This is a genomic window from Prosthecomicrobium pneumaticum (assembly GCF_014199915.1).
Lineage (GTDB): Bacteria > Pseudomonadota > Alphaproteobacteria > Rhizobiales > Kaistiaceae > Prosthecomicrobium > Prosthecomicrobium pneumaticum.
In genome coordinates this window covers 627,246-651,319 of record NZ_JACHOO010000002.1, presented here as the reverse complement: position 1 = coordinate 651,319, position 24,074 = coordinate 627,246, and the positions used below count along the sequence as shown (strand labels likewise).

Here is a 24,074-nt window from a genome sequence, read left to right as displayed (position 1 = left end):
CGATGCGCGCCCTCGTCCTCGAAGAAAAACACCGTCTGTCGCTGCGGGAGATCGACCTGCCGCTCGACCTCGGCCCGCGCGACGTCAAGATCGCCATCCACACGGTCGGTATCTGTGGCAGCGACGTGCACTATTACACGCACGGCCGCATCGGCCCCTTCGTCGTCGAGGCGCCGATGGTGCTCGGCCATGAGGCGGCCGGGACGGTGGTCGAGGTCGGTGCGCAGGTGAAGAGCCTGAAGCCGGGCGATCGCGTCTGCATGGAACCCGGCATTCCCGACCCGCAGTCGAAGGCCTCGAAGCTCGGCCTCTACAATGTCGATCCGGCCGTCACCTTCTGGGCGACGCCGCCGATCCATGGCTGCCTGACGCCGCATGTCATCCATCCCGAGGCCTATACCTACAAGCTGCCGGACCATGTCTCGTTTGCGGAAGGCGCGATGGTCGAGCCGTTCGCCATCGGCATGCAGGCGGCGACGCGGGCGAAGATCGTGCCCGGCGACGTCTGCGCGGTGATCGGCGCCGGCCCCATCGGCATCATGGTGGCGCTCGCCGCGCTCGCCGGCGGCGCGAGCCGGGTCTACATCTCCGATCTGGTCGCCGAGAAGCTCGCGATCGCCGGCCGCTATGACGGGCTGATCCCCGTCAACATCCGCGAGCGCGGCCTCGCCGCGACGGTGGCGGCGGAGACCGAGGGCTGGGGCGCCGACGTGGTGTTCGAGGCGAGCGGTTCGCCGAAGGCCTATCAAGGCCTCTTCGACACCGTTCGGCCGGGCGGCTGCGTCGTCTTCGTCGGCATGCCGGTCGAGCCCGTCGCCTTCGACATCGTCGCGGCCCAGGCGAAGGAAGTGCGGATGGAGACGGTGTTCCGCTACGCCAATGTCTATGACCGGGCGATCAACCTGATCGCCTCGGGCAAGGTGGACCTCGAGCCGCTCGTTACCGGCACTTATCCGTTCGAGAAGAGCGTCGAGGCGTTCGAGCGCGCCGCGTCCGCCAATCCCAACGATGTCAAGCTGCAGATCGTGCTCGGCGCCTGAGCCGGCGGCGGTTGGCGCGGATGCGCTTGCCATAGGCGCCGGTCACCACGCGGCTCGTCTCGACGACCGACAGCGGGCCCTTGACCGAGGCGGCGATCACCGCCGCCATCGCCTCGGCGGGGGCGAACATCTTTTCGACGATCATCTTCTCGTATTCCGCGGTCGCGAAGGCGCCGGGGCTGGCGAGGGCGGCGAGGCGATGGGCGATCACCTCCTGGGCGGCGAGCGCGAGGCGCATCTGCTCCAGGCCGAGCGAGAGGAACGGGTTCATATGTTCGCCTTACGAAGCATCGGGTGGCGGAACAAGCCGCGGCAGCCCGCCGGGTTCCGGCGACGCGAGCGGTGCCCTTGACCCTCGTCCCCATCGACGATCCTTCCGATCCCCGGCTCGATCCCTACAGGGCGGTCCGCGAGCGCGATCTCGTCGGCCGCGCCGGCCTCTTCGTCGCCGAGGGCGAGGTGGTGCTGCGTATGCTCGCCGCCAGCCGGCGCTTCGCCGCCGTCTCGGCGCTGATCGTCGACAAGCGGCGCGACAAGCTCGCCGATCTCCTCGCCGCGCTCGATCCCGACGTGCCGGTCTATCTCGTGCCGCAGGCGGTGATCGATACGGTCGCCGGCTTCGAGATCCATCGCGGCATCCTGGCGCTCGGCCGGCGCCCCGAACCCGTCCCGGCCGATGCGCTGCTCGCCGGCTTGCCGGCGCGGGCGCTCGTGGTCGCCGCGGTCGGCATCGCCAATCACGACAATATGGGGGGCATCTTCCGCAACGCCGCCGCCTTCGGCGCCGCCGCGGTGCTGCTCGACCCGACCTCGTGCGACCCGCTCTACCGCAAGGCGATCCGCGTCTCGGTCGGCGGTGTGCTCGCCATGCCCTTCGCCCGTCTGGCGGCGGAGGATGACCTGCCGGACCTCCTCGCCCGGCACGGCTTCACCGCCTTCGCCCTGTCGCCGCAGGGCTCGACCCGCCTCGCCGATCTCGCCCGGCCGCCCCGTGCCGCGGTGATTCTCGGCGCCGAGGGGCCCGGCCTGCCGGCCGCTCTGCTCGCCCGGACCCACACGGTGCGCATCCCGATGGCGGCCGGCTTCGATTCCCTCAACGTCGCGACGACATCCGGAATCGTGCTCCACCGGCTCGCCGAGGCGGACGGTCTCCCGGTTTCCTGACCCGGCGGGACGGATTTCGGGTTGCGGAGGCGGCGAAGCTCCGCGACAGTGTCGCGCCGCCCGACCGGGCGGCGAGCACTGTGCCGCGGTCCGTCGCGACGGGCGACCGGAGAGGACGGGCGGCGGCCGAAACGCACCATCCGGCTTTCAATGCCGATTTTCGGCATGGCCGAGGAGGAAGAATGGCAACGGTCAATATCGACAAGGTCCGCAAGAGTTACGGCGGACACGAGGTGATCCACGGCGTCTCCGTGGATATCGCAGATGGCGAGTTCGTCATCCTGGTCGGCCCGTCGGGCTGCGGAAAGTCGACGCTCCTGCGCATGATCGCGGGGCTCGAGGAGATCACCGACGGCGACATCCGCATCGGCAACCGCGTCGTCAACGACGTGCCGCCGAAAGAGCGCGACATCGCCATGGTGTTCCAGAACTATGCGCTCTATCCGCACATGACGGTCGCCGAGAACATGGGCTTCTCGCTCAAGCTGTCGCGCGCCTCGAAGGCGGAGATCGCGCAGCGCGTCGGCAAGGCGGCCGATATTCTCGGGCTGCAGCCGCTGCTCGAGCGTTATCCGCGCCAGCTCTCGGGCGGCCAGCGCCAGCGCGTCGCGATGGGCCGCGCGATCGTGCGCAATCCGCAGGTCTTCCTCTTCGACGAGCCGCTGTCGAATCTCGACGCCAAGCTGCGCGTGCAGATGCGCACCGAGATCAAGGCGCTGCACCAGCGGCTGAAGACGACGACGGTCTATGTCACGCACGATCAGATCGAGGCGATGACGATGGCCGACCGGATCGTCGTGATGCATGACGGCATCGTCGAGCAGGTCGGCGCGCCGCTCGAGCTCTACGATCGCCCGGCCAATCTGTTCGTCGCCGCCTTCATCGGCTCGCCCTCGATGAACCTTCTCGAAGGCACGGTCGAGGCGGGCAATGGCCGGCCTGTGTTCCGCGTCAAGCAGGGCGGCGCGAGCCTGCCTCTGCCGTCGGACATCGCGGCGCAGCCGGGCAAGGCGGCGGTCTATGGCGTGCGGCCGGAGCATTTCGCGCTGTCGAGCGAGAGCAATCCGGACGCGCTCGCCGCCACCGTCGAGGTGGTCGAGCCGACCGGATCGGAGACCCAGGTGTTCATGAAGCTCGGCGGCGTCGATCTCGTCGGCGTGTTCCGCGAGCGCATCGAGGTCGCCCCCGGCGCCAAGCTCCACATCGCCCCCGACCTCGCCAAGCTGCACCTGTTCGACCAGGCGAGCGGCAAGCGGATCTAACCGTCTCCCCGGAGCGGCCCGCGCCGCTCCGGGCCTCCGTGTTGGCGCCGCATCCCGGAACACCCGTCACCCCGGCCTCTGTGCCGGGGTCCATAATCGTGCCGCCGGGCTGCCCGAGGGGGGCGTCACCCCACACGCCGTGACCCGGGTGAGACGCAGCCGAGACCCGGGAAGCATCCCGCAGACCGCTCCGGATCGGTGCTGTCGCCCGGCTCGATGGGCCCCGGCTTTCGCCGGGGTGACGGATGGTGAGATCGTTCCAAAGACACCGCCGTCACGATTATGGAGCCCGGCACGGAGGCCGGCATGACGGGTCGATCGGACCGGTCGCAGCATGACGGGTCGGGCTGTTCCGATAGGAAAGGCGCCCGCCCGCGGCCGTGAGGGGCAACGCCCCTTCAGAAAATCCCGAGCGCCCGCTGCAGCGCCTGCGAGAAGTGGAGCTGGAGCGCCGCCTCGGCCGCGTCGATGTCGCGGCTGCGGCAGGCGGCGAGGATGTCGAGGTGCTCGTTGAGCGTCCTGAGCGCCGTCGCCGCGGTCAGGCGGCGGTCGAGACGGATCAGCTGCAGATAATTGTGCACCCGGCGATAGGTCGAGCCGACCAGAGGGTTGGCGAGCGCCGCGACGATCGCGAAATGGAAATCGGCGTCGATCGCGATGATCTCGTGCACGTTCTCGCCGGCGAGACCCGCGGCGCCGATCGCGGCGATCAGCCGGTCGTGGCGCGAGACGAAGGCGTCGATCGCGTCGGCGCCGGCCGTCTCGGCGAAGACGCGGACGGCCGGCCGCTCGAGAATGCCGCGGAACTGGTAGGTGTTCTTCGTGAACTCGAAATCGGGCTTCAGGAAGCGGATGCCCGAGCGCGAGTGGATCGTCAGCACGCCCTCGGTCTGAAGGACACGGAGCGCATCGCGCAGCGGCGCGACCGGCACGCCGACCAGCCGCACCAATTCGTTCTGCGACACGAAGGCGCCGGCCGGCAGATGGCGGCCGAACAGCATTTCGAGGATGCGGTGATAGGCGACCTCGCTCAGCGAGACCGGACCCGCCTCGCTCTCGCGCTCCGCGTGCGCCTCGCCCTCTTGCGGGTCCGGCACAATTGATCTATCAGTCGCCATACTTGATATATCAATCTGTCTCTGTTGATCGATCACCGAGTCTTAGCATGCGCCTCGCCGATTTTCGAGTGACCCGTTTCCAGTTCCGGCGCGATCGCGTGATCGGCGACAGCCAGGTCCGCACCGACCAGGTTCATGTCGCGGCGCTCGAACTCTTCGCCGAGAGCGGCGAGGTCGGGCTCGGCTTCGTCTTCTCGCTGTTCCATCCGCTGCCCGACGAGGCCGAGATCGCCCGCATCTTCCGCGAGGAGGCCTGGCCGCGGCTCGAGGGCAAGGACCCGTCGGCCCTCGTCCACCGCGTTCGCCGGCCGCGCGGCGGCAACTGGCGCGGCTACACGCTCCTGTTCGCGGAGGGCATCGACCAGGCGCTGTGGGACCTCTCCGCGAAGCGGCTCGGCATGCCGCTGTGGCGGCTGCTCGGCGGCGAGCCGCGGCGCATCAAGGCCTATGCGAGCGGGCTCGACTACCATCTGTCGGATGCCGACTTCGTCGCGCTCTTCGAGCACGCCGCCTCGGTCGGCTACCGCTCCTTCAAGGTGAAGGTCGGCCATCCCGATCTCGACTGGGACATCCACCGGCTCGACCTGCTGAAGAAGACGGTCGGCAAGGCCGAGGCGGTGATGATCGACGCCAATGAGGCGTGGTCGCCGCAGGAGGCGGTCCGCCGGCTGAACGCCATCCACCGCGCCGGCTTCGACATTCTGTGGATCGAGGATCCCTGCCTCAGGACCGATTTCGCGGGCTTGAACGTCATCCGCGCCGGCTGCCCCTTCACCCTCGTCAATTCGGGCGAGTATCTCGACGCCTCGGGCAAGCGCGCCTTGATGGAGGCGCGCGGCACCGACATGATCAACGTGCACGGCCATGTCACCGACGTGATGCGCGTCGGCTGGCTCGCCGCCGAATACGGCATTCCGGTCAGCCTCGGCAACTCGTTCCTCGAGATCGGCGCCAACATGGCGTTCGCGCTGCCCGAGGTCGACTGGCTCGAATACTCGTTCCAGAACTTCGACCATCTGGTCGAGCAGCCGATGGAGATCCGCGACGGCGTGATCCTGCCGCACGACCGGCCGGGCCACGGCCTCGCGCTTTCGGCCACCGCCCGCGCGATGGCGGTGCCCACCGTAACGGCGACCGACGCTCTGCCGCCGGCGCCGGCCAATCCGCGCCTGCCGCCGCTTTCCGGAAGCCGCCTCGCCGCGGCCGCCGGCTGATCGTTCACACACGCTTCTCGAGGGAGGGGACTGCGATGATGAAGACGAGGACCATTCTGCTCGCCGCCGCCGCGCTGGCGGGTCTGGCCACCACCGCCGCGCGCGCCGAGGACGCGACGCTGACGGTATGGGACTGGAAGTCGGGCGATCCGGTGACGGCGCCCTATTACGAGAAGGTGAAGGCCGATTTCGAGGCCGCGCATCCGGGTGTGACGGTCAATTACGTCATGCAGCCGCACGACCAGTATTACACCCTGCTCGGCACCGCGATCGCGGCGAGCCGCGGCCCCGATCTCGTGCTCGTCCATGGCGGTTCGCAGGCGAAGGAGCGCGTCGGTGCTTTCGTGAAGCTCGACGAGGCGATCGCCGACATTCGAAACGATGTCGTCGGCTGGGGCGAGTTCGCCGATGCCGCCGGCGCGGTCTATGCCGTGCCGCTGTCGATCCAGGGCTTCATGGTCTATTACAACAAGGATCTCTACACGAAGGCCGGGCTCGATCCCGAAAAGGCGCCCGCGACCTGGGCGGAGCTCGAGGCGAACTGCGCCGCGATCAAGGAGAAGGCCGGCGTCGCCTGCTTCGCGCTCGGCAACAAGGAAGGCTTCGGCGCCGACTTCTTCCTCTCCGCGCTCGCGGCGAACGGCTGGACCGACGCGCAGCAGGCGGACTGGGCGGCCGGCACGCTGCACTGGTCGGATGCGCCGGTGAAGGCGGTCGTCGCCGAGTGGCTCGAGACCTGGAAGACCGGCTGGTATTCCGAGGGCGCCAACTCGACGCTCAAATTCATGGACGAATACGAGAGCTTCATGCGCGGCGAGAACGCCCACACGATCGGGCTGATCTCCGACGTCGCGCACTGGAAGCAGTTCGACGAGTTCCTCGGCGCGGACAAGGTCGGTGCCTTCCCGATGCCGGCGCCGACGCCGGCCGCGGAAGGCCCGGTGCGCATGCCGTTCGCCGGCGGCATCGGCTATGCGGTCACCCGCTTCTCGCCGCACCAGGATCTCGCCATTGCGCTTGCGAAGTCGTTCGCGGCCCCGGCCGCGATGCAGATCTTCTTCGAGAGCGCCGGCGCCATCCCGGCGAGCACCAAGGTCGACACGTCGGGCCTTTCGAGCCCTTCGGCGAAGGTCGTTCTCGCCCTGCTCGGCTGCTGCGGCGCGAGCATCGCGCACAACAACATGTCGACCGCCGAGGTCGAGGAGTGGCATCGTCAGAGCCAGCTCCTCTTCACGGGTGAGACCACCGTCGACGGCGCCGTGACGCGGCTCGACGAGGTTCAGGCCGCGGCGAAGAAGAAGTAGGCACCGATCGTCTCTCCCGGACGCGCCGCGACGTGGCGAGGGCGTCCGATCCACCGGGCTGGCGGTGCGCCGGCCCGGTGGAAGCCCCGCTCGGCGGGGACGACGGATCAGGCGGCGAACACGACTGAAGAGAGCATGACTTCGGCGACAGAAACGCACGGAACGGCGACGGCAGTCCGCGCCCGGGAATTGCTCGACCGCAACCCGGCGAGCCGGGCGGAACGACGCTTCGGCATCCTCTTCGTCCTGCCGGCGCTCGCCCTCGTCATCGTCTTCCGCATCGTGCCGCTCGTCTGGGGCGCGGGCTATTCGCTCACCGACTACAACGGCATCGACGCGCCGTCCTATATCGGGCTGCAGAACTATGCCGCGCTCGCGACCGACCCGGCCTTTCGAGACAGCATCGTCAACACGCTGATCCTGCTCGCCACGCTGCCGGTCTGGATCGGCCTGCCGCTCGTCCTCGCCATCCTCATCCATCAGGGCGTGCCGGGCGGGCGGCTGTTCCGGGCGGTCTATTTCTTCCCGGCCGTGCTTTCGAGCGTGATCGTCGGCGCCATCTTCAACATGGTGCTGCGCTATGACGGCTCGTTCAATGCCATGCTCGGCAGCCTCGGCCTCTCGCCGGTCGACTGGCTCGGCAATTCGAACACGGCGCTCTTCGCCCTGATCGGCGTGCAGCTCTGGTCGACCTTCGGCATGAACGTGCTGATCTTCCTCGCCGGCCTGTCGACCGTTCCGGAGGAACTGGTCGAGGCGGCGAAGCTCGATGGCGCCTCGACGCTGCAGACCTGGCGCCATGTCGTCGTGCCGTCGATGGTGCCGATCATCGAATTCGCCACCGTCGCGACGACGATCGGCGTGCTCACCTCGATGTTCGGACTCATCTATGTGCTGACCGCGGGCGGGCCGGGCACCTCGACGACGCTGCCGGAATATCTGATCTGGCTCGAACAGGGCCGCATGAACCGGCCGGGCTATGCGAGCGCGATCTCGATCGTCCTGTTCGGCGTGATGGCGGTGCTCGCGCTCGTCCAGATCCGCATCATGACGAAGAACGCGGAGATCTGAGATGGCGACGCTCGGCGCCTCGGAGAAGCGCATCCGCTGGCTGATCGCCGTGCCGATGGCGCTGCTCGCGATCTCCTGCATCTATCCGCTCGTCTTCGCGTTCAATGTCGCCCTGAAGAGCAAACGCGACTACATCCTCAACCGCTTCTCGCTCGTCGCCGACGCGACCTTCGACAATTTCCGCCTCGCCTGGGTGCAGGCGAAGCTCGCCGACTATTTCGTCAATTCGCTCACCGTCACGGTCGGTGCGGTGGCGCTTCTTCTGCTCGTCTCGTCGCTCGCGGGCTATGCGCTGGCGAGCCTGCGCTTCCCCTATCGGCGGGCGGTGTTCCTGGTCCTGCTCGCCGCGCTGATGATCCCGGTGCAGGTGGTGCTGGTGCCGTTCTACCGGACGATGATCGCGACCGGCCTCGTCGACACGCGGATCGGCCTGATCCTCGCCTATACGGCGTTCTTCCTGCCCTTCTCGATCTATCTGATGACGGCCTTCTATGCCCGGCTGCCGCGCGAGCTGATCGAGGCGGCGAAGATCGACGGGGCGAGCCTGCTCGCGATCTGGTGGCACGTCATGCTGCCGCTCGGCAAGCCGGCGCTCTTCACGCTCGGCATCCTCAACACGCTCTATTGCTGGAACGACCTTTTGATCTCGCTGCTCGTCTTGCAGAGCCGGCGCACGCTGATGGTCGGCATCGCCGCGCTCCGGGGCGAGTACACGACCAATGTGCCGATGCTCGCCGCCGGCGTGGTGCTCGCCGCGCTGCCGATCGTGGTGATCTATGTGATCTTCCAGCGTCGGATCGTCGCCGGCATCGCCGTCGGCGCGGTCAAGGGGTAGCGCCGATGCGCCGGATGGGCATGGTGATCCGGGTGCGGCCGGAGAAGATCGCCGAATACAAGCGCCTGCATGCCGATCCCTCGCCGGAGGTGAACGCGCTGCTCTCGGGGTGCGGCGTGCGCAACTACTCGATCTATCTGCGCGAGCCGGAGAATCTCCTGTTCGGCTATTGGGAGTATCACGGCGCCGACTGGCCGGCGGATGCCGCGCGGCTCGGTGAGGAGCCGGCGATCCGCGTTTGGCTGGCGCAGACCGATCCCTGTCAGGAGAAGCTCGCCTCCGCCGGCCCCGACGAATGGTGGGCGGCGATGGAAGAGGTCTTCCACCTCGACTGACGGCTGTCGGCCGCCGCTCAGGCCGCCTCGACGAAGGCCGCCGACAGCACGTCGTTCTCGCCGAGCCCGGCCCGCGGCGCATAGAGCGTGCGCCGGCCGTGCGCGAGCACCATCACGGTCGAGGCGAGCGCCAGGATCTCCGGCAGTTCGGACGAGACGAAGACCACGGCGAGACCCTCGCCGGCGAGGTCGCGCACCGTCCTGTAGATGTCGCCCTTGGTGCGCACGTCGACGCCGTGCGTCGGCTCGTCGAGCAGCAGGATGGAAGGGTCGGCGGCGAGGCAGCGGGCGAACAGCGCCTTCTGCTGGTTGCCGCCGGAAAGGCTGCGGATCGGCTGGCCGGGACCGGCGGCGACGATGCCGAGCGTGCGCCACAGGCGGTCGGCGAGCGCCCGCTCGCTGCCCCGCGCGACGAGCCCGCCGCCCGCCTGACGGCGCGCCACGACGATGTTCTCCTCGACCGAGAGGTTCGGCAGGATGCCGTTCGTCTTGCGCCCTTCGGGCAGCAGCGCGAGGCCGCTCCGCCAGGCGGCGGTCGGCGAGGCGGGCGCGGCGCCCGAGGCGAGCCGGATCGCGCCGCTCTTTATCGCGCGCTTGCCGCAGAGCATTTCGAGCAGTTCGGTCCGCCCTGCGCCGACGAGGCCGAACACGCCGAGGATTTCCCCCGCCCTGAGCTCGAAGGAGATCGGGCCGATGCCGGCGCCGTCGCCGATCGCCTCCGCCGCGAGCCGCAGCGGCGCGCCCTCCGGCACGATCGCCGGCGGCATCGCGCCGAGCGCGAAGGCGCGGCCGGTCATGTCGGCGATGATCGCCTCGCGCGAGGTGGCGGCGACCGGCCGGTCGCTGACGACGCCGCCGTCGCGCAGCACCACCACCCGGTCGGCGATCTGGAACACCTCTTCGAGCCGGTGGCTGATGAAGATCACGGCGACGCCGCGGCTCTTCAGCTCGCGCACGACGGCGAAGAGCGCCGCCGCCTCGTGCGGCGTCAGCGAGGCGGTCGGCTCGTCGAGGATGAGGAGCCTGGCGTTCCGCGACAGGGCCTTGGCGATCTCGACCAGCTGCTGCTCGGCGGTCGACAGCTCCCCGGCGGTGCGGCGCGGATCGATATGGCCGGCGCCGACCCGTTCGAGCAGCGGGCGCGACGCGGCGGCGAGCGCCTTGCGGTCGATGATGCCGGAGCGGCCCGTGCGGTAGTCGCCGATGAAGAGGTTTTCCATCACCGACAAGGAGCCGATCAGCGACAGCTCCTGATGGATGTGGATGATGCCGGCGTCGATCGCCTCCCGCGTGGTGGAGAAGACGGTCTCGGCGCCGGCGAAGACGACGCGGCCGGCGTCGCGGCCGAGCGCACCCGACAGGATGTTGACGAAGGTCGACTTGCCCGCGCCGTTCTCGCCGAGCAGCGCGACCACTTCGCCCGCGGCGATGTCGAGGTCGATGCCGGTGAGCACCCGGTTGCGGTCGAAGGATTTCTCGATGCCGCGGACGGAGAGGAGGGCGGTCATGGATGTCTCCCATCGAGGCCGCCCGAAGACCCTCGCCCCGACCCTCTCCCGCGGGGCGGGAGAGGGAGGCTCGGGCCTTTGCGGCGGCCGTTCCGCGCGGCGGCCGCGCGTTTGGCTCGGCGTTACGGCTTGGCGTTCTTGCCGAGCGCGAGCGGCGCCGCGACCGGGATGTCGGCCGGGTATTCCTTGCCGAAGGCGAGGATGTTGTGGAGCATCACGAGGCTCTCGAAGGTCTGCCGGCCCGGCGCCTGGTCGAGCAGGGCGAGGATCTCGCCGCCGTCCTTGTACTGCTGCTTCTCGGGCAGGTCGTCATAGCCGACGACGCCCACCTTGCCGGTCTGTCCGGCGTCGCGCACCGCCTTCGCCGCCGCTTCCGAGCCGCCGGCCGTCACATAGATGACGGAAAGATCGGGGTTGGAGGTCATCGCGTCGGTCGCCTGCGAATAGGCGGTCGCATCGTCGTCCTTGCACTCGAACGGGCCGACGATGGTGATGTCGGGATGCTCGGCCTTCAGATAGTCGAGCGCGCCGTTCATCCGCGCGTCGTGCTGGGCGGCGCCGAGATAGCCGGTGATGACGGCGATCTTGCCCTTGCCGCCGAGCTGCTTGGCAATGAACGCGCCCGCCGTCTTGCCGGCGTCGTAGGCGAGCTGGCCCATGCCGACGGTGCGGTTCGAGCGCTCGGCCGAGTCGGCGATGAAGGCGACGAAGGGCACGCCGGCGGCGACCGCCTCGTTCACCTTGGCGACGGTGCCGTCGAAGATCGGCACGGTGGCGATGCCGTCATACTGCTTGGTCAGCGCGCCATCGATGCCGGCGACGATCGTCTCGGCGGTCAGGCCGGTGCCGAGCTGGATGTAGTCGACCGTGGTGTTGAGCGGCTTCAGATAGTCCGTCGCGGCGGCGATGCCCTTGTCGGCCGCTTCCCAGAAGGACGATCCCTGGAAGGAGAGCACGGCGAGGCGGAGCGGCTTTTCCGAGGGGCCTTCGGCGGCGACCGTCGCGCCGAGCGCCTTCGCGGCGTCGGGCAGCGGCACCTCGGCGGCGGCGAGCCGCGGCAGCGCGGTGAGCGAAAGGCCGGCGGCCGAGAGCGCCAGGAAGCGGCGGCGGTCGAGCAGGATCTTCATCTTTGTCTCCTCCCAGAGGTTCAGTGCGATCAAACGGTTCAGTCGGGGCAGGGCCGGCGCCGCGGGCGTCGCCGGTCAGTCGTCCTCCCGTCGCCGGTTCAGGCTGTCCGCACCGACCGCCAGGATGACGACGAGGCCGATGGTGATGGTCTGCCAGTAGCCGGAGACGTTGAGCAGCACGAAGGCGTTGCGCAGCAGTCCCATGAGGGCGGCGCCGATCACGACGCCGCCGATCGAGCCGCGGCCGCCCGACAGCGCGACGCCGCCGAGGATCACCGCGGCGATCACGTCGAGCTCGTAACCGAGGCCGAGATTGGGGTTCGAATTGGTGAGCATGCCGCCGAGCAGCAGCCCGCCGAGCCCGGCGAGGCTGCCCGAGAGCGTGAACACCATGATCCGCGTCCGTGCGACATCGATGCCGGCGAGCCGCGCGGCGCGGGCATTGTCGCCGACCGCATAGACATTGCGGCCCCAGCGGGTGCGCGTCGCGAAGAAAGCGACGACGAGGGTGAGCGCGACGAGGAGCAGGAACTGCACCGGCACCTCGCCGATCCGGCCATAGCCGAGCCAGGCCGCCCAGTTGTCGAAGCGCTGCGGGTTGCCGTTGGTGGCGAGCAGCGCCGCGCCGCGGGCGATCGACAGCGTGCCGAGCGTGGTGATGAACGGGTTGATGCGGATGCGGGTGACGAGCACGCCGTTGAGGAAGCCGACCGCCATGCCGATCGCGATCGCGCCGACGATGCCGAGCGAGGGCATGCCGGTCGCCGCCGAGACCATCGCCGCGGTCACCGCGGCGAGGCCGATCACCGAGCCGACCGACAGGTCGATGCCGCCGGCGATGATGACGAGCGCCTGGCCGAGCGCGACGATGCCGACGACCGAGATCTGCCGCGCGACATTCGACAGATTGCGCCCGGTCAGGAAGAACTCGCTCGCGAAGGTGAGACCGAGAAAGACGATGACGAGCATCGCCAGGACGGTCGCTTCACGGCGGGTCCGCAGGAAGCGGACGACGGACCTCCCCTCCATCCCCTTCGCCCTCACTTCCGCGAGAAGACGGGCGGCCGCTTTTCCTTGAAGGCGGCGCGGCCCTCGGCGGCATCGGCGGTGGCGAAGCAGATGGTCTGCAGGTCGCGCTCATATTCGATGGCGTTTTCGAGCGGCATCGAGAAGGCGGCGCGCAGGTTCGCCTTCGCCGTCTCGGCGGCGATCGGGGCGCGGCTCGCGATCGTCGCGGCGATCGCGCGCGCCCGGTCCATCAGGCTCGCGAGCGGCACCACCTCGGAGACGAGGCCCCAGGCGAGCGCCTTCTCGGCGTTGATCGGGTCGCCGGTCATGATCATCAGCGCGGCGTTGGACGGGCCGACCGAATGGGCGAGGAAGGCCGACATGCCGCCGCCGCCGATCCAGCCGAGCTTGATCTCGGGCGCGGCGAACTGGGCGTTCTCGCTCGCGATCCGGATGTCGCAGCTCATCGCCGTCTCGAGCCCGCCGCCGAAGGCATAGCCGTTGACCGCGCAGAGGGTCGGCTTGAGCAGCTTGCGGATGGCGTCGCAATAGTCCGGCCGGTTGCGGAACTGCCAGGGCGTCTCGTAGGTGTCGAGCTCCTTGATGTCGGACCCGGCGCAGAAGGCGCGCTCGCCCGCACCCGTCACGATGACGACGCGGATCGTGTCGCTGTCGTTGCACTCGGCCACCGCCGCGGTGATCGCCTCCGCCATTTCGGGCGTCACGGCGTTGAGCTTCTGCGGCCGGTTGAGGGTGATCGTGGCGATCGCGCCGTCGATCGAGAAGGTGACGTCGTCGGTCATGGTCCTCACCTCTCGCCGCCCGGCACGCGGCCGGCGGCATAACGGTCGTTCAAACGGGCGATGGTGTCGCGGTGCGGCGTGCCGGCGGCGAGCGCCGCGCGGATCGCCGCCGAGGCCTCGGTCTGGAAGGCGATATACCCGTCGTGCCTCGGCCGCACGTAAGCCGCCTCGAGCGTCGCCGCGGTGTTGCGGTAGAAATCGCCCCAGCGGGCGTTGACGGCGTCATCGGCCCAGGCCGAGCGCCGGCTCGGCTGGCCGTCATGGGCCGGGATGAAGCGGGTCTGCGCCTCGTCCGACAGGAGCCAGCGCAGATGGTCGAGGAGCGCCGGGGTGACCTTCGCATGGCGCGACACGGCGATCCCGGTGCCGCCGAGCGTCGTGCCCGGTCGGCCGCCGGGAACCGCCACCGGGGCGTCGCGGAAGGTGACCTTCGCCGCGCCGGCCGCCGGCGCCGCGTAATTGACATAGCCATAGACGAGCGGGGCGAGCGCCACGGCGTCGCTCGACGCCATCAGGCCGAGCAGGCCGATCGGGTTGAGCGGCTTCGCCGCCTCCGGCATGCGGGCGAACAGCCGCGCCATGATGTCGAGCGCCGCTGTGCCGGTTTCTTCCGAGACGAGGCGGTCCGGATCGGCGACGGCCGGCGGCTCGCCGAGCGCGGTGGCGATCGACCAGAGCGACAGGGCCGCGTGCGGCCCGGCGAGCGACAGGGCGACCGGCTTCGTCTCGGAGAGCGCGATCACGCCGTCCCAGTCGCGCGGCCAGTCCTCGCCGAGGAGGTCGGCACGGGTCGCCATCACCTGCGTCGCCGCATCGAGCGGCAGCGCCCAGTGCCGGCCGGCGAAGCGATAGCTCGACAGCGACGGCCCGATCGATTCGGCTTCGAGCGCCGCGACGGCTTCGGTGCCGAGGAGGTCCTCCATCGGCAGCAGCACGCCCTTCGCCACCGCCTCGCCGACATGGGGATGGTCGAGCACGATGAGGTCGTAGCGCGCGGCGAGATCGTCGATCGGGTGCGCCTCGAAGCCCTCGAGCGGCTGTTTCTCCCAGTCGATGGCGAGGCCGTCGCGGGCCTCGTCGAGCCGGGCGGCCGCGGCGGCGAGCGCGTTATAGCCGCGCGGATGATCCCAGGTGAGGGCGCGATAGCGCATCCTCACGCCTCCGTCGTCGCGGCGACGGCGCCCTTGGCGATCAGCGCATCGATCGCATCGTCGCCGAGCCCGGCCTCCTTCAGCACCTCGCGGGTGTGCTCGCCGACGAGCGGGGCACCGCGCCAGACGTCGGACGGCGTCTTCGAGAATTTGATCGGGAAGCCGGGGACCTTCACATGGCCCTCGGTCGGATGGTCGTATTCGACGAAGGTGCCGTTATGGGCGATCTGCGGGTCGGCGACGAGATCGGCATAGCCATAGACCGGGCCGCACCAGATGTCGGCGGCGCGCAGCGCCTCGAGCCATTCGGCCGAGCTCTTCGTTTTCAGCTTCTCGCGCGTCTTCGCAAAGATCTCGTCGCGCCGCGTCCAGGTGTCCGTCTCGTCGTTCATGGTGAGGAAGGATTCCTCGCCGATCACCGTGCCGAGCGTCTTCAGGCTCGGGAAGGCGACGATGATGTAGCCGTCCGTGGTGGCGAAGGCGCCGTAGGGCGAGCGGATATAAACATGCGCATGCGGCTCGGCGGAGCGCTGCTGCGGCTTGCCGGCGACGGTGAAGACCGACAGCTCCTGCATCTGCAGCGTCGTGATCGCGTCGAGCATGTTCACCTGGACGAGCTGGCCCTCGCCGGTCCGCTCGCGGTGGAGGAGCGCGGCGAGCGCCCCCTCGAAGGCCGTGTACGCGGTGACCGCGTCGACGAGATACTGGCCGGCGGCGGTCGGCGGCTCGCCGGCGCGGCCGGCCGAGAGCATGGCGCCCGAAAGGCCCTGCAGGACGAGATCCTGGCCGGGCCGGTCGACATAGGGGCCGTCCTCGCCATAGCCGGACATCGAGACATAGACGAGGCGCGGATTGATCGCCGACAGCGTCTCGTAGTCGACGCCCAGCCGCTTCGCGACCCCCGGCCGGTAGTTCTGCAGGAACACGTCGGCGGTCTTGACGAGCTCCATCAGCAGGGCCTTGCCCTCCGGGTTCTTCAGGTCGACGGCGAGCGAGCGTTTGTTGCGGTTGAGCGAGAGGAAGGAGACGTTGATCTTGTTGCCGCGGGCGCCGCCGGCCGAGACATGGCGCTGCCATTCGCCGGTGACCGGCTCGACCTTGACGACGTCGGCGCCGAGATCGCCGAGCCGCTGCGCCGCGAAGGGGCCGGCCATGGCGATCGAGCAGTCGAGCACCCGGTAGCCCGAGAGGATGCCTTTTCCATTGGTCACGACGAGTGCTCCGGCGTCGACGGGCGGTGCCCATCCGTGTTAGCGTTCAAGTGAGCGCTAACATCGGCTCGGCGAGCGCGCAAGTGGATTTCATGCGCCGTCCACGGCTTGACCGGTCGGGCGCAGCGCGGCAAGCCGGGCGGAGCGGAACTGAGGAACGCGGGTGGCGGGCGAAACGGCGGGCGAGGGCAGGACACGGACGCGGCGCCGCTCCGCCGGGCGGGCGGCGACCATGGCCGACGTGGCGCGCGAGGCCGGCGTCTCGGCGCAGACCGTGTCGCGGGCGCTCCGCGACGCCGCGACCGTGACGCCCGAGACGCTCCGCCTCGTTCAGGAGGCGGTGCGAAAGACGCGCTATGTGCAGAACCTCTCGGCGAGCCATCTCGCCTCCAACCGCTCGATGACGGTGGCGGCGATCATCCCCAACATCTCCGCTTCGATCTTCGCCGAGACGATCCAGGGCCTCGCCGATACCCTTTCGGCGGAGGGCTACCAGATCTTCCTCGGGGATACGGAATACCGCACGGACCGCGAGGAGGCGCTGATCCGCAGCTTTCTCGGCCGGCGGCCGGACGGCATCTTCCTGATCGGCGCCCATCACAGCCGAGCGGCGGCGGCGCTGCTGAGGCGCGCCGGCGTGCCGGTGATCGAGAGCTGGGAATGGCCGGCGCGGCCGATCGACGGGCTGGTCGGCTTCTCGAACCGCGCCTCCATGGCGGCCGTCGCCGCGCATCTCATCGAGCGCGGCCGGCGCCGGCCGGTCTTCGCCGGCGTGCTGCGGCCGGGCGATCATCGCGCCGCCGAGCGGCGTGACGGCTTCGCCGAGGCGGTCGGCCGGCTGCTGCCCGGCGCGCCGGCGCGCATCGTCGATCCGACCGACCTGCCGCTCGCCATCCGCAGCGGCGAGGCGTTGCTCGACCGGGCGCTCGCCGCGCATCCGGATGCCGACGCGCTCGTGTTTTCGAGCGACCTCCTCGCCGCCGGCGCGCTGCTCGCCTGCGACCGGCGCGGCATCGCCGTTCCCGACAGGATCGCGATCACCGGCTTCGGCGATTACGACATCGCCCGCGAACTCAATCCGGCGCTCACCACGATTGCCGTGCCGAGCCGGCGGATCGGCAGCGAGGCGGGGCAGATGTTGCTCGCCGCGATGCGGGGCGGGGGCGGCCCGGCCGGCCGCCGCATCGACGTCGGCACCGAGCTGGTGGTCCGCGAGAGCACCTGAACGGCCCTCCGTTCTGCGGCTCGGGACGCCACGGCGCCGGCTGGCAACGATGGCGGATCCCCGGCGTTCTCCTTGCGCAACCGCAACCAAGGAGGATCCCATGGCGCGCGCGAGCAAGAAGGGCAAGGGCATGGGCGACGGGCAGGTCGTCGGCCATCCCCACACCGGGCCGGTCGGCCCGGAGGTGCTCGACGAGGACGATCTCGCGAACGAGATCAAGGGCCGCAACGCCCTGCAGGGCGAGGACCAGGGCCGCCATCACAATCAGAGACTGACCAATCCGGGCGCGCAGGATCTGCGCAACCAGCCCGATTAGGTCAGTCGTCGGGAGCGGAGCCGACGGGCGAGCGGCGGCAGAGCGCCGCGGCCTCGCGCGCGACCACGAGTTCGGCGCGGGGATCGGCATCCGGCCCGGCGAGCCGGAACAGCTCCGGCACCAAGTGACCGGCCGCCATCAGGGCCGCCGCGGCGCAATGGGTGTGCGGCGGGCTGACGCCGGCGAGCCGGGCGAAGCGCGCCGCGGTCTCGGCGAGATCGGGCCGGGGTCCGCTGCGCGCCGCGGCGAGGCTTTCGGCGAGTCTCGCCTGCGCCGGCATGGCGGCGACGCCCGACCACAGATAGGCGACGGCCCGCGCCTGCAGTTCGATCACCGGCAGCGCGGCCCCGCGCTGGTCGAAATGGCCGAGCACGGCGATTCCCGGCAGGTCCGGATGGAAGGTCGATTCGGCGAGGGCGATACGCCCGTCGGCCGTGACGAGCGCTGCTTCGAGACCGGGCGGGAAAATCGAGAGGGCGGGCCGGTACCCGGTCGCCGCGATGATCGAATCATAGGTCTCGGCGGTGCCGTCGGCGAAATACACGCCGTGCGTCGTGACGGAGGCGACCGGCGGCGCCGGCAGAAGGCGTCCCTCGGCGCAGAGGGCAGCCAGAGCGGCGTCGCACCGGGCGGGATGAGCCGCCGGGGAAGAGAGCCACGCCGGACCCGCGAGTGCGACGCTGACGCCCGCTCCCGCGAGATCGAGCGCGATCGCTCCCCCGGCCGGTCCACCGCCGATGACGAGGACGCGCCGGCCGCGATGTTCGGCGGCGCCGCGATAGCCGGAGCTGTGGACGAGTCCGCCCGGACCCGTGAAACGGTCGGCGCCGCGCAGGCCGCCGAAAGAGCGCTCCGCATAGAAGCCCGTCGCCACCACGACCCGGGCGAAGGCCTCCTCGCGACGGGTGGTCGCGGCGGTCGTCGAGCGCACCATCCAGCCGCCGATCGGATGACGGGCGACGGAGTCGACGCTCGTCCGCAGCCGGATCTCGGTGCCGAGCGCGAATCCGGCCGTATACCGGGTGAGATAGGCGGAGATCGCGTCGGCGCTCGGGCGGGCGGCGACCGCCTCGTCGTGATCGAGATCGGCAAAGCGGGTGGCCGCCCGCGGGGTGTTGGCTGTCAGGCCCTCGGCGCTCGCGGTGGAGCAGGGCCCCTGCGTCCAGAGGCCGCCGAGCCGGCCGCCCCGCTCGAAGACGACCGGTGAAAAGCCCCGAGCGCCGAGCCAGCGCGCCGCAGCGATTCCGGCCGGCCCTCCGCCCAGCACGGCGATACGTTCGGCATTGCCCGGCATCTCGGTTCGTCCCTCCCCCGATCAAGCGCGCCTTGATCTGCCCGGCATCCGATGTCGCGCATTAGCTTGTGCGACGCTGTGATCGCCTTCACCTTCCCCACCGAGCCTGACGCCGCGCTTCCTTCCGCCCTCCGCTGCCCAAAAGGCATGCACTGCGCCCCTCCGCCGCGGGCAGCCTTGCGCGACGGGGTTGCCGGCGCGCGCGGATCGGCTCAGACTCCACCCTTGATCGCACCGGTTCCGCGACGGCATCCATGTTGCATCGTGCCAGGGGTGGCGCGCCGCGCCGAGGTACCGCGAGCCCGAAGACGGATGAGGCCGATGAACGACAGCACGGTGTTGGACGCGCCCGCGGGCGGAGGACCGGTCGGCCCTCCGCCGGACCGGGTTGATGTGATCCGCAAGTCCATCCTCGCCAAGCTCACCTATGTCGTCGGCAAGAACCCTGCTACGGCGAGCGAGCGCGACTGGTTCATCGCCACCGCGCATGCGGTGCGCGATCATATGGTCGACCCCTGGATCGCCTCTTCGCGGGCCACCTATGCCGAGGGCCGCAAGCGGGTCTATTATCTCAGCCTCGAATTCCTGATCGGACGGCTGCTGTTCGACACGCTCGGCAATCTCGGCCTCACCGATACCGTGCGCAGCGCCCTCGGCGATCTGGGCGTCGATCTCGACAAGCTGCGGACCGTCGAGCCGGACGCCGCCCTCGGCAATGGCGGTCTCGGCCGTCTCGCCGCCTGCTTCATCGAGAGCATGGCGACGCTGTCGATCCCGGCCTATGGCTACGGCATCCGCTACGATCACGGCCTGTTCCGGCAGGTGATCAAGGGCGGCTGGCAGCAGGAATATCCCGAGGACTGGCTGTCCTTCGGCTATCCGTGGCAGTTCGAGCGCCCGGAGGTCACCTACGACATCGCCTTCGGCGGTTCGGTCGAGGCGGTCGCCTGGCCCGGCGGCGCGACCCGCTATGTCTGGCATCCGGCCGAGACGATCGAAGCGGTCGCCTACGACACCCCGGTGGTGGGCTGGCGCGGCCGCCACGTCAACACGCTGCGTCTGTGGTCGGCACGCGCCATGGACCCGCTGCGGCTCGATGCCTTCAACCAGGGCGACCATGTCGGCGCGCTGGTCGAGCAGGTGAAGGCCGAGGCGATTTCGAAGGTTCTCTACCCCTCCGACGCGACACCGGCCGGGCAGGAATTGCGGTTGCGGCAGGAGTATTTCTTCGCCTCGGCGTCGCTGCAGGACCTCATTTACCGCCACACCCGGACCTATGGCGACATCCGCTCGCTGCCCGACAAGGTCGCGATCCAGCTCAACGACACCCACCCTGCCATCGCCGTCGCCGAACTGATGCGCATCCTCGTCGATCTGAAGGATATTTCCTGGGACGAGGCTTGGGATATCACCCGGCGGACCTTCGCCTATACCAATCACACCCTGATGCCGGAGGCGCTCGAGACCTGGCCGGTGCCGCTGATGGAGCGGATGCTGCCGCGCCACATGCAGATCATCTATCTGATCAACGCCTATCATCTGGAGGCGGTGCGCAAGGACTTTCCGCAGGATCCGGACAGTTTTCTCTCCTCGGTCTCGATCATCGAGGAGAACCATGGCCGCCGGGTCAAAATGGGCCATCTCGCCTTCATCGGGTCGCATTCGGTGAACGGTGTCTCGGCCTTGCATTCAGACCTGATGAAGGTGACGGTCTTCCGGGATCTGCACCGGCTGCATCCGGAGCGCATCAACAACAAGACCAACGGCATTACGTTCCGCCGCTGGCTCTACCAATCCAATCCCGGGCTGACCCGCGCTCTGGTCGACATTTGCGGCCCGCGCGTGCTCGACGATCCTGCTGCGCTCGGGGCGCTCGCCGACCGCGCCACCGAGGCGGCGGTTCAGCAAAGGCTGGAGCAGATCAAACACGACAACAAGATCGCGCTCGCCCGGCTGATCCGCGACCGCATGGAGACACGCGTCAATCCGAGCGCCTTGTTCGACGTCCAGATCAAGCGCATCCACGAATACAAGCGCCAGCTCCTCAACATCCTGGAGACCATCGCGCTCTATCAGGCGATGCGGGCGCAGCCGCATCGCGACTGGGCGCCGCGGGTCAAGATCTTCGCCGGCAAGGCGGCGGCGAGCTATCACATCGCCAAGCTGACCATCAAGCTCGCCAATGACGTCGCCGCGGTGGTCAACAGCGATCCGATGGTGCGCGACCTGCTCAAGGTCGTGTTCATGCCGAACTACAATGTCAGTCTCGCCGAGACGATCATCCCCGCCGCCGATCTCTCCGAACAGATCTCGACCGCCGGCATGGAGGCGTCGGGCACCGGCAATATGAAGCTGGCGTTGAACGGCGCGCTGACGATCGGCACGCTCGACGGCGCCAATGTCGAGATCCGCGACCATGTCGGTGACGACAACATCTTCATCTTCGGTCTGACCACCGACCAGGTCGCCGAAACGCGGGCCCGCGGAAACTGGGCCGAGGCGGCGATCGGCAACTCGCCGCTCCTTTCCGACGTGCTCGCGGCGATCGAAGGCGGCTTCTTTTCACCCGGCGAAAAGGACCGCTTCCGCGATCTCACCGGGAACCTTCGCTATCACGACCACTTCTTGGTGACAGCGGACTTCGACTCCTATTTCGCGGCCCAGCGGAGGGTTGACGCCAAGTGGGCCGACAAGCGAGCTTGGTGGGCATCGAGCGCGATCAACACGGCGAAGGTTGGATGGTTTTCATCGGACAGGACGATCGCCGAATACGCCCGGGACATCTGGGACGTCCCGGTGCGCCCGATCGCCTGAGGGCGGGCTCCGGCCTCCGCCCCCGGGCTGCAGCCGCGGCCGAAGCCGCGGGGTGGCTTGATGGCTGAGTGGAAGGCGTCCGAGGATGACGTGAGGGCGCTCGTCGAGGCGCGGCACGCCGATCCCTTCGGTGTGCTGGGGCCGCACGAGACGGAGGCGGGCCTCGTCATCCGGGCGCTCGTTCCGCGCGCGGAGACCGTCGAAGTGGTCGAGATCGGCGGTGCGCCGGTCGACACGCTCGAGCGGCGGGACCCCGGCGGCTTCTTCGAAGGGCACGTCGACCGGCCCGGGCGGTTCTCCTATTTCCTGCGCGCCGCCAACGCGACCGATGCCTGGGAGTTCTGCGACCCCTACGCCTTCGTCGGCGTGCTCGGCGACATGGACGACTACCTGCTCGTCGAAGGCACGCACCGCCGGCTCTACGAGCGGCTCGGCGCCCACCCGATGGTGCATCAGGGGGTCGAGGGTGTGCATTTCGCCGTCTGGGCGCCGAACGCGCAGCGCGTCTCGGTGGTCGGCGACTTCAACGAGTGGGACGGTCGCCGCCACCAGATGCGCAAGCGCGTGACGAGCGGCCTTTGGGAGATCTTCGCGCCCGATCTCGGCGAGGGCACACTCTATAAATACGAGATCGTCGGCGCGCACGGCGAACTGCTGCCGCTGAAGGCGGATCCGTTCGGCTTTTCCGGCGAGATGCGCCCCTCGACGGCCTCGCGCGTCGCCCGCACCGACAATTTCACCTGGAGCGACGAAGCCTGGATGGCCGAGCGCGCGGAGGGCGATCCGCGCCGCAAGCCGATGTCGATCTACGAAGTCCATCTCGGCTCCTGGCGGAAGGCCGAGGGCTGGCGCTTCCAGACCTATGACGAGATCGCCGACGAACTGATCCCTTACGTCGTCGACCTCGGCTACACCCATCTCGAACTGCTGCCGATCTCCGAGCATCCGCTCGACGCCTCATGGGGCTACCAGCCGATCGGCCTGTTCGCGCCGACGAGCCGGTTCGGCGATCCGGCCGGCTTCGCCCGCTTCGTCGACCGCGCCCATCAGGCCGGCCTCGGCGTCATCCTCGACTGGGTGCCGGCCCATTTCCCGACCGACGTGCACGGCCTCGCCCATTTCGACGGCACGCCGCTCTACGAACATCCCGATCCGCGCCGCGGCTTCCATCCCGACTGGAACACCGCGATCTACGATTACGGGCGCCGCGAAGTGTCGAACGTGCTCGCGGCGAACGCGCTCTACTGGCTCGACCGGTTCCATGTCGACGGCTTGCGCGTCGATGCCGTCGCCTCGATGCTCTATCTCGACTATTCGCGCAAGGCGGGCGAATGGCTGCCCAATCCGGACGGCTCGAACGACAATCGCGATGCGATCGGCTTTCTGCGGCGCGCCAATACGCTCGTCTATGGCGAGCATCCCGGCGCGATGACGATCGCCGAGGAATCGACCTCCTGGCCAGGCGTCACCCGGCCCGTGCACGATTCCGGCCTCGGCTTCGGCTTCAAGTGGAACATGGGCTGGATGAACGACATGCTCGGCTACATGAAGCACGAGCCGGTTCATCGCCGCTGGCACCACGATCGGGTGACCTTCGGATTGCTCTACGCCTTCTCCGAGAATTTCGTGCTGCCGATCAGCCATGACGAGGTGGTGCACGGCAAGGGCACGGTGCTCGGCCGCATGCCGGGCGATGCGTGGCAGCAATTCGCCAACGTCCGCGCCTTCTACGGCTTCATGTGGGGCTATCCGGGCAAGAAACTGCTCTTCATGGGGCAGGAATTCGCGCAAGGCATCGAGTGGAACGACGAGAAGGGCCTCGAATGGCATCTGCTCGGCCAGCCGGCCCATGCGGGCGTCCACCGGCTCGTCGGCGACCTGAACCGCGCCTATCGCGGCATCCCGGCGCTGCATGCCCGGGACTGCGAGCCCGAAGGCTTCCGCTGGGTTGTGGTCGACGACCGCGACCAGTCGGTCTTCGCCTGGCTCCGCTTCGGCGCGCCGGATGACCCGCCGGTGCTGGTGGTGTCGAACTTCACGCCGGTGCCGCGTCCCGGCTATCGCATCGGCCTGCCGCGCGCCGGGCGCTGGCGCGAGATCCTCAACACCGACGCGGTCGTCTATGGCGGTTCGGGTCAGGGCAATATGGGGGGCGTCGAGGCGGCCGCGCAGGGCGCGCACGGCTTCCCGGCCTCGGCCGAGATCACGCTGCCGCCCCTCTCGACGGTTTTTTTCGAAGCCGAACAACAATAACTTGGCCTTGGGGGGCTTGGG

Annotated in this window: 21 protein-coding genes; 12 read left to right on the top strand and 9 right to left on the bottom strand. The window is 69.2% G+C overall.

From position 1 onward, the window contains the following. Positions 1 to 2 precede the first annotated feature (2 nt). Entirely contained in the window at positions 3 to 1,040 is a 1,038-nt protein-coding gene (locus tag GGQ63_RS06705; RefSeq protein WP_183853822.1) for an NAD(P)-dependent alcohol dehydrogenase, read from the top strand. Here GGQ63_RS06705 and GGQ63_RS06700 read toward each other — a convergent pair. After that, the gene (locus tag GGQ63_RS06700; protein WP_183853820.1) at positions 1,012 to 1,311 is read right to left on the bottom strand and encodes a hypothetical protein; all 300 of its coding nucleotides are present in this window, start codon (positions 1,309 to 1,311) and stop codon (positions 1,012 to 1,014) included. The genes GGQ63_RS06705 and GGQ63_RS06700 overlap by 29 nt on opposite strands. A gap of 71 nt (positions 1,312 to 1,382) precedes the next feature. Here GGQ63_RS06700 and GGQ63_RS06695 point away from each other — a divergent pair, with 71 nt between their 5' ends. Both GGQ63_RS06695 and GGQ63_RS06690 read left to right on the top strand, forming a co-directional pair. Then, complete coding sequence (locus GGQ63_RS06695) at positions 1,383 to 2,204, top strand: TrmH family RNA methyltransferase (protein ID WP_183854098.1); 822 nt, start codon at positions 1,383 to 1,385, stop codon at positions 2,202 to 2,204. A gap of 182 nt (positions 2,205 to 2,386) precedes the next feature. Further along, positions 2,387 to 3,466 (top strand): ABC transporter ATP-binding protein, encoded by a 1,080-nt coding sequence (locus GGQ63_RS06690; protein WP_183853818.1) that lies wholly within the window; start codon positions 2,387 to 2,389, stop codon positions 3,464 to 3,466. A gap of 398 nt (positions 3,467 to 3,864) precedes the next feature. On the opposite strand, the gene GGQ63_RS06685 is transcribed toward GGQ63_RS06690, so the two are convergent. Beyond that, complete coding sequence (locus GGQ63_RS06685; protein ID WP_183853816.1) at positions 3,865 to 4,584, bottom strand: GntR family transcriptional regulator; 720 nt, start codon at positions 4,582 to 4,584, stop codon at positions 3,865 to 3,867. Between the two features lie 47 nt (positions 4,585 to 4,631). Here GGQ63_RS06685 and GGQ63_RS06680 point away from each other — a divergent pair, with 47 nt between their 5' ends. From GGQ63_RS06680 to GGQ63_RS06660, 5 genes are all read left to right on the top strand, one after another. Beyond that, positions 4,632 to 5,798 (top strand): mandelate racemase/muconate lactonizing enzyme family protein, encoded by a 1,167-nt coding sequence (locus GGQ63_RS06680; protein WP_183853814.1) that lies wholly within the window; start codon positions 4,632 to 4,634, stop codon positions 5,796 to 5,798. 35 nt (positions 5,799 to 5,833) lie between these two features. Then, positions 5,834 to 7,102 carry an ABC transporter substrate-binding protein gene (locus GGQ63_RS06675; protein ID WP_183853812.1) on the top strand — a complete coding sequence of 423 codons (1,269 nt, stop codon included), beginning with the start codon at positions 5,834 to 5,836 and terminating at the stop codon, positions 7,100 to 7,102. A 135-nt stretch (positions 7,103 to 7,237) separates the two neighbouring features. After that, positions 7,238 to 8,173 carry a carbohydrate ABC transporter permease gene (locus GGQ63_RS06670; RefSeq protein WP_183853810.1) on the top strand — a complete coding sequence of 312 codons (936 nt, stop codon included), beginning with the start codon at positions 7,238 to 7,240 and terminating at the stop codon, positions 8,171 to 8,173. A gap of 1 nt (position 8,174) precedes the next feature. Further along, the gene (locus tag GGQ63_RS06665) at positions 8,175 to 9,008 is read left to right on the top strand and encodes a carbohydrate ABC transporter permease (protein ID WP_183853808.1); all 834 of its coding nucleotides are present in this window, start codon (positions 8,175 to 8,177) and stop codon (positions 9,006 to 9,008) included. A 5-nt stretch (positions 9,009 to 9,013) separates the two neighbouring features. Next, on the top strand, positions 9,014 to 9,343 hold the full coding sequence (locus tag GGQ63_RS06660) for an L-rhamnose mutarotase (RefSeq protein WP_183853806.1): 330 nt from the start codon (positions 9,014 to 9,016) through the stop codon (positions 9,341 to 9,343). Between the two features lie 17 nt (positions 9,344 to 9,360). Here the strand turns inward: GGQ63_RS06660 and GGQ63_RS06655 are convergent, their stop codons facing one another. From GGQ63_RS06655 to GGQ63_RS06630, 6 genes are all read right to left on the bottom strand, one after another. Next, entirely contained in the window at positions 9,361 to 10,851 is a 1,491-nt protein-coding gene (locus GGQ63_RS06655; protein WP_210308402.1) for a sugar ABC transporter ATP-binding protein, read from the bottom strand. 122 nt (positions 10,852 to 10,973) lie between these two features. Then, positions 10,974 to 11,978 (bottom strand): sugar ABC transporter substrate-binding protein, encoded by a 1,005-nt coding sequence (locus GGQ63_RS06650; protein WP_210308401.1) that lies wholly within the window; start codon positions 11,976 to 11,978, stop codon positions 10,974 to 10,976. A gap of 75 nt (positions 11,979 to 12,053) precedes the next feature. Then, positions 12,054 to 13,007, bottom strand: coding sequence for an ABC transporter permease (locus GGQ63_RS06645; protein ID WP_183853803.1), 954 nt, complete (start codon positions 13,005 to 13,007; stop codon positions 12,054 to 12,056). 11 nt (positions 13,008 to 13,018) lie between these two features. Further along, a complete protein-coding gene (locus GGQ63_RS06640; RefSeq protein WP_183853801.1) occupies positions 13,019 to 13,789 on the bottom strand; it encodes an enoyl-CoA hydratase/isomerase family protein in 771 nt (256 codons plus the stop codon). 5 nt (positions 13,790 to 13,794) lie between these two features. After that, a complete protein-coding gene (locus GGQ63_RS06635) occupies positions 13,795 to 14,940 on the bottom strand; it encodes an ABC transporter substrate-binding protein (RefSeq protein WP_183853799.1) in 1,146 nt (381 codons plus the stop codon). Positions 14,941 to 14,942: 2 nt separating this feature from the next. Beyond that, positions 14,943 to 16,094: a CaiB/BaiF CoA transferase family protein gene (locus GGQ63_RS06630; protein WP_183854092.1), complete on the bottom strand. Its 1,152-nt coding sequence runs from the start codon at positions 16,092 to 16,094 to the stop codon at positions 14,943 to 14,945. 220 nt (positions 16,095 to 16,314) lie between these two features. On the opposite strand from GGQ63_RS06630, the gene GGQ63_RS06625 reads away from it, so the two are divergent. Both GGQ63_RS06625 and GGQ63_RS06620 read left to right on the top strand, forming a co-directional pair. Continuing rightward, positions 16,315 to 17,376 (top strand): LacI family DNA-binding transcriptional regulator, encoded by a 1,062-nt coding sequence (locus GGQ63_RS06625; protein WP_343061096.1) that lies wholly within the window; start codon positions 16,315 to 16,317, stop codon positions 17,374 to 17,376. Between the two features lie 100 nt (positions 17,377 to 17,476). Next, a complete protein-coding gene (locus GGQ63_RS06620) occupies positions 17,477 to 17,692 on the top strand; it encodes a hypothetical protein (protein WP_183853797.1) in 216 nt (71 codons plus the stop codon). Between the two features lies 1 nt (position 17,693). On the opposite strand, the gene GGQ63_RS06615 is transcribed toward GGQ63_RS06620, so the two are convergent. Then, positions 17,694 to 18,986 (bottom strand): NAD(P)-binding domain-containing protein, encoded by a 1,293-nt coding sequence (locus GGQ63_RS06615; RefSeq protein WP_183853794.1) that lies wholly within the window; start codon positions 18,984 to 18,986, stop codon positions 17,694 to 17,696. A gap of 321 nt (positions 18,987 to 19,307) precedes the next feature. Here GGQ63_RS06615 and GGQ63_RS06610 point away from each other — a divergent pair, with 321 nt between their 5' ends. Both GGQ63_RS06610 and glgB read left to right on the top strand, forming a co-directional pair. Beyond that, complete coding sequence (locus GGQ63_RS06610; RefSeq protein WP_246429637.1) at positions 19,308 to 21,800, top strand: glycogen/starch/alpha-glucan phosphorylase; 2,493 nt, start codon at positions 19,308 to 19,310, stop codon at positions 21,798 to 21,800. Positions 21,801 to 21,860: 60 nt separating this feature from the next. Further along, positions 21,861 to 24,053, top strand: coding sequence for a 1,4-alpha-glucan branching protein GlgB (gene glgB / locus GGQ63_RS06605; protein WP_183853790.1), 2,193 nt, complete (start codon positions 21,861 to 21,863; stop codon positions 24,051 to 24,053). The last annotated feature ends 21 nt before the right edge of the window (positions 24,054 to 24,074 follow it).

Coding starts and splice junctions, on each gene's coding strand:
- GGQ63_RS06705 (WP_183853822.1), top strand. CDS start 3: ATGCGCGCCCTCGTCCTCGAAGAAAAACACCGTCTGTCGCTGCGGGAG.
- GGQ63_RS06700 (WP_183853820.1), bottom strand. CDS start 1,311: ATGAACCCGTTCCTCTCGCTCGGCCTGGAGCAGATGCGCCTCGCGCTC.
- GGQ63_RS06690 (WP_183853818.1), top strand. CDS start 2,387: ATGGCAACGGTCAATATCGACAAGGTCCGCAAGAGTTACGGCGGACAC.
- GGQ63_RS06685 (WP_183853816.1), bottom strand. CDS start 4,584: ATGGCGACTGATAGATCAATTGTGCCGGACCCGCAAGAGGGCGAGGCG.
- GGQ63_RS06680 (WP_183853814.1), top strand. CDS start 4,632: ATGCGCCTCGCCGATTTTCGAGTGACCCGTTTCCAGTTCCGGCGCGAT.
- GGQ63_RS06675 (WP_183853812.1), top strand. CDS start 5,834: ATGATGAAGACGAGGACCATTCTGCTCGCCGCCGCCGCGCTGGCGGGT.
- GGQ63_RS06670 (WP_183853810.1), top strand. CDS start 7,238: ATGACTTCGGCGACAGAAACGCACGGAACGGCGACGGCAGTCCGCGCC.
- GGQ63_RS06665 (WP_183853808.1), top strand. CDS start 8,175: ATGGCGACGCTCGGCGCCTCGGAGAAGCGCATCCGCTGGCTGATCGCC.
- GGQ63_RS06660 (WP_183853806.1), top strand. CDS start 9,014: ATGCGCCGGATGGGCATGGTGATCCGGGTGCGGCCGGAGAAGATCGCC.
- GGQ63_RS06655 (WP_210308402.1), bottom strand. CDS start 10,851: ATGACCGCCCTCCTCTCCGTCCGCGGCATCGAGAAATCCTTCGACCGC.
- GGQ63_RS06650 (WP_210308401.1), bottom strand. CDS start 11,978: ATGAAGATCCTGCTCGACCGCCGCCGCTTCCTGGCGCTCTCGGCCGCC.
- GGQ63_RS06645 (WP_183853803.1), bottom strand. CDS start 13,007: ATGGAGGGGAGGTCCGTCGTCCGCTTCCTGCGGACCCGCCGTGAAGCG.
- GGQ63_RS06640 (WP_183853801.1), bottom strand. CDS start 13,789: ATGACCGACGACGTCACCTTCTCGATCGACGGCGCGATCGCCACGATC.
- GGQ63_RS06635 (WP_183853799.1), bottom strand. CDS start 14,940: ATGCGCTATCGCGCCCTCACCTGGGATCATCCGCGCGGCTATAACGCG.
- GGQ63_RS06630 (WP_183854092.1), bottom strand. CDS start 16,094: ATGGCCGGCCCCTTCGCGGCGCAGCGGCTCGGCGATCTCGGCGCCGAC.
- GGQ63_RS06620 (WP_183853797.1), top strand. CDS start 17,477: ATGGCGCGCGCGAGCAAGAAGGGCAAGGGCATGGGCGACGGGCAGGTC.
- GGQ63_RS06615 (WP_183853794.1), bottom strand. CDS start 18,986: ATGCCGGGCAATGCCGAACGTATCGCCGTGCTGGGCGGAGGGCCGGCC.
- GGQ63_RS06610 (WP_246429637.1), top strand. CDS start 19,308: ATGAACGACAGCACGGTGTTGGACGCGCCCGCGGGCGGAGGACCGGTC.
- glgB (WP_183853790.1), top strand. CDS start 21,861: ATGGCTGAGTGGAAGGCGTCCGAGGATGACGTGAGGGCGCTCGTCGAG.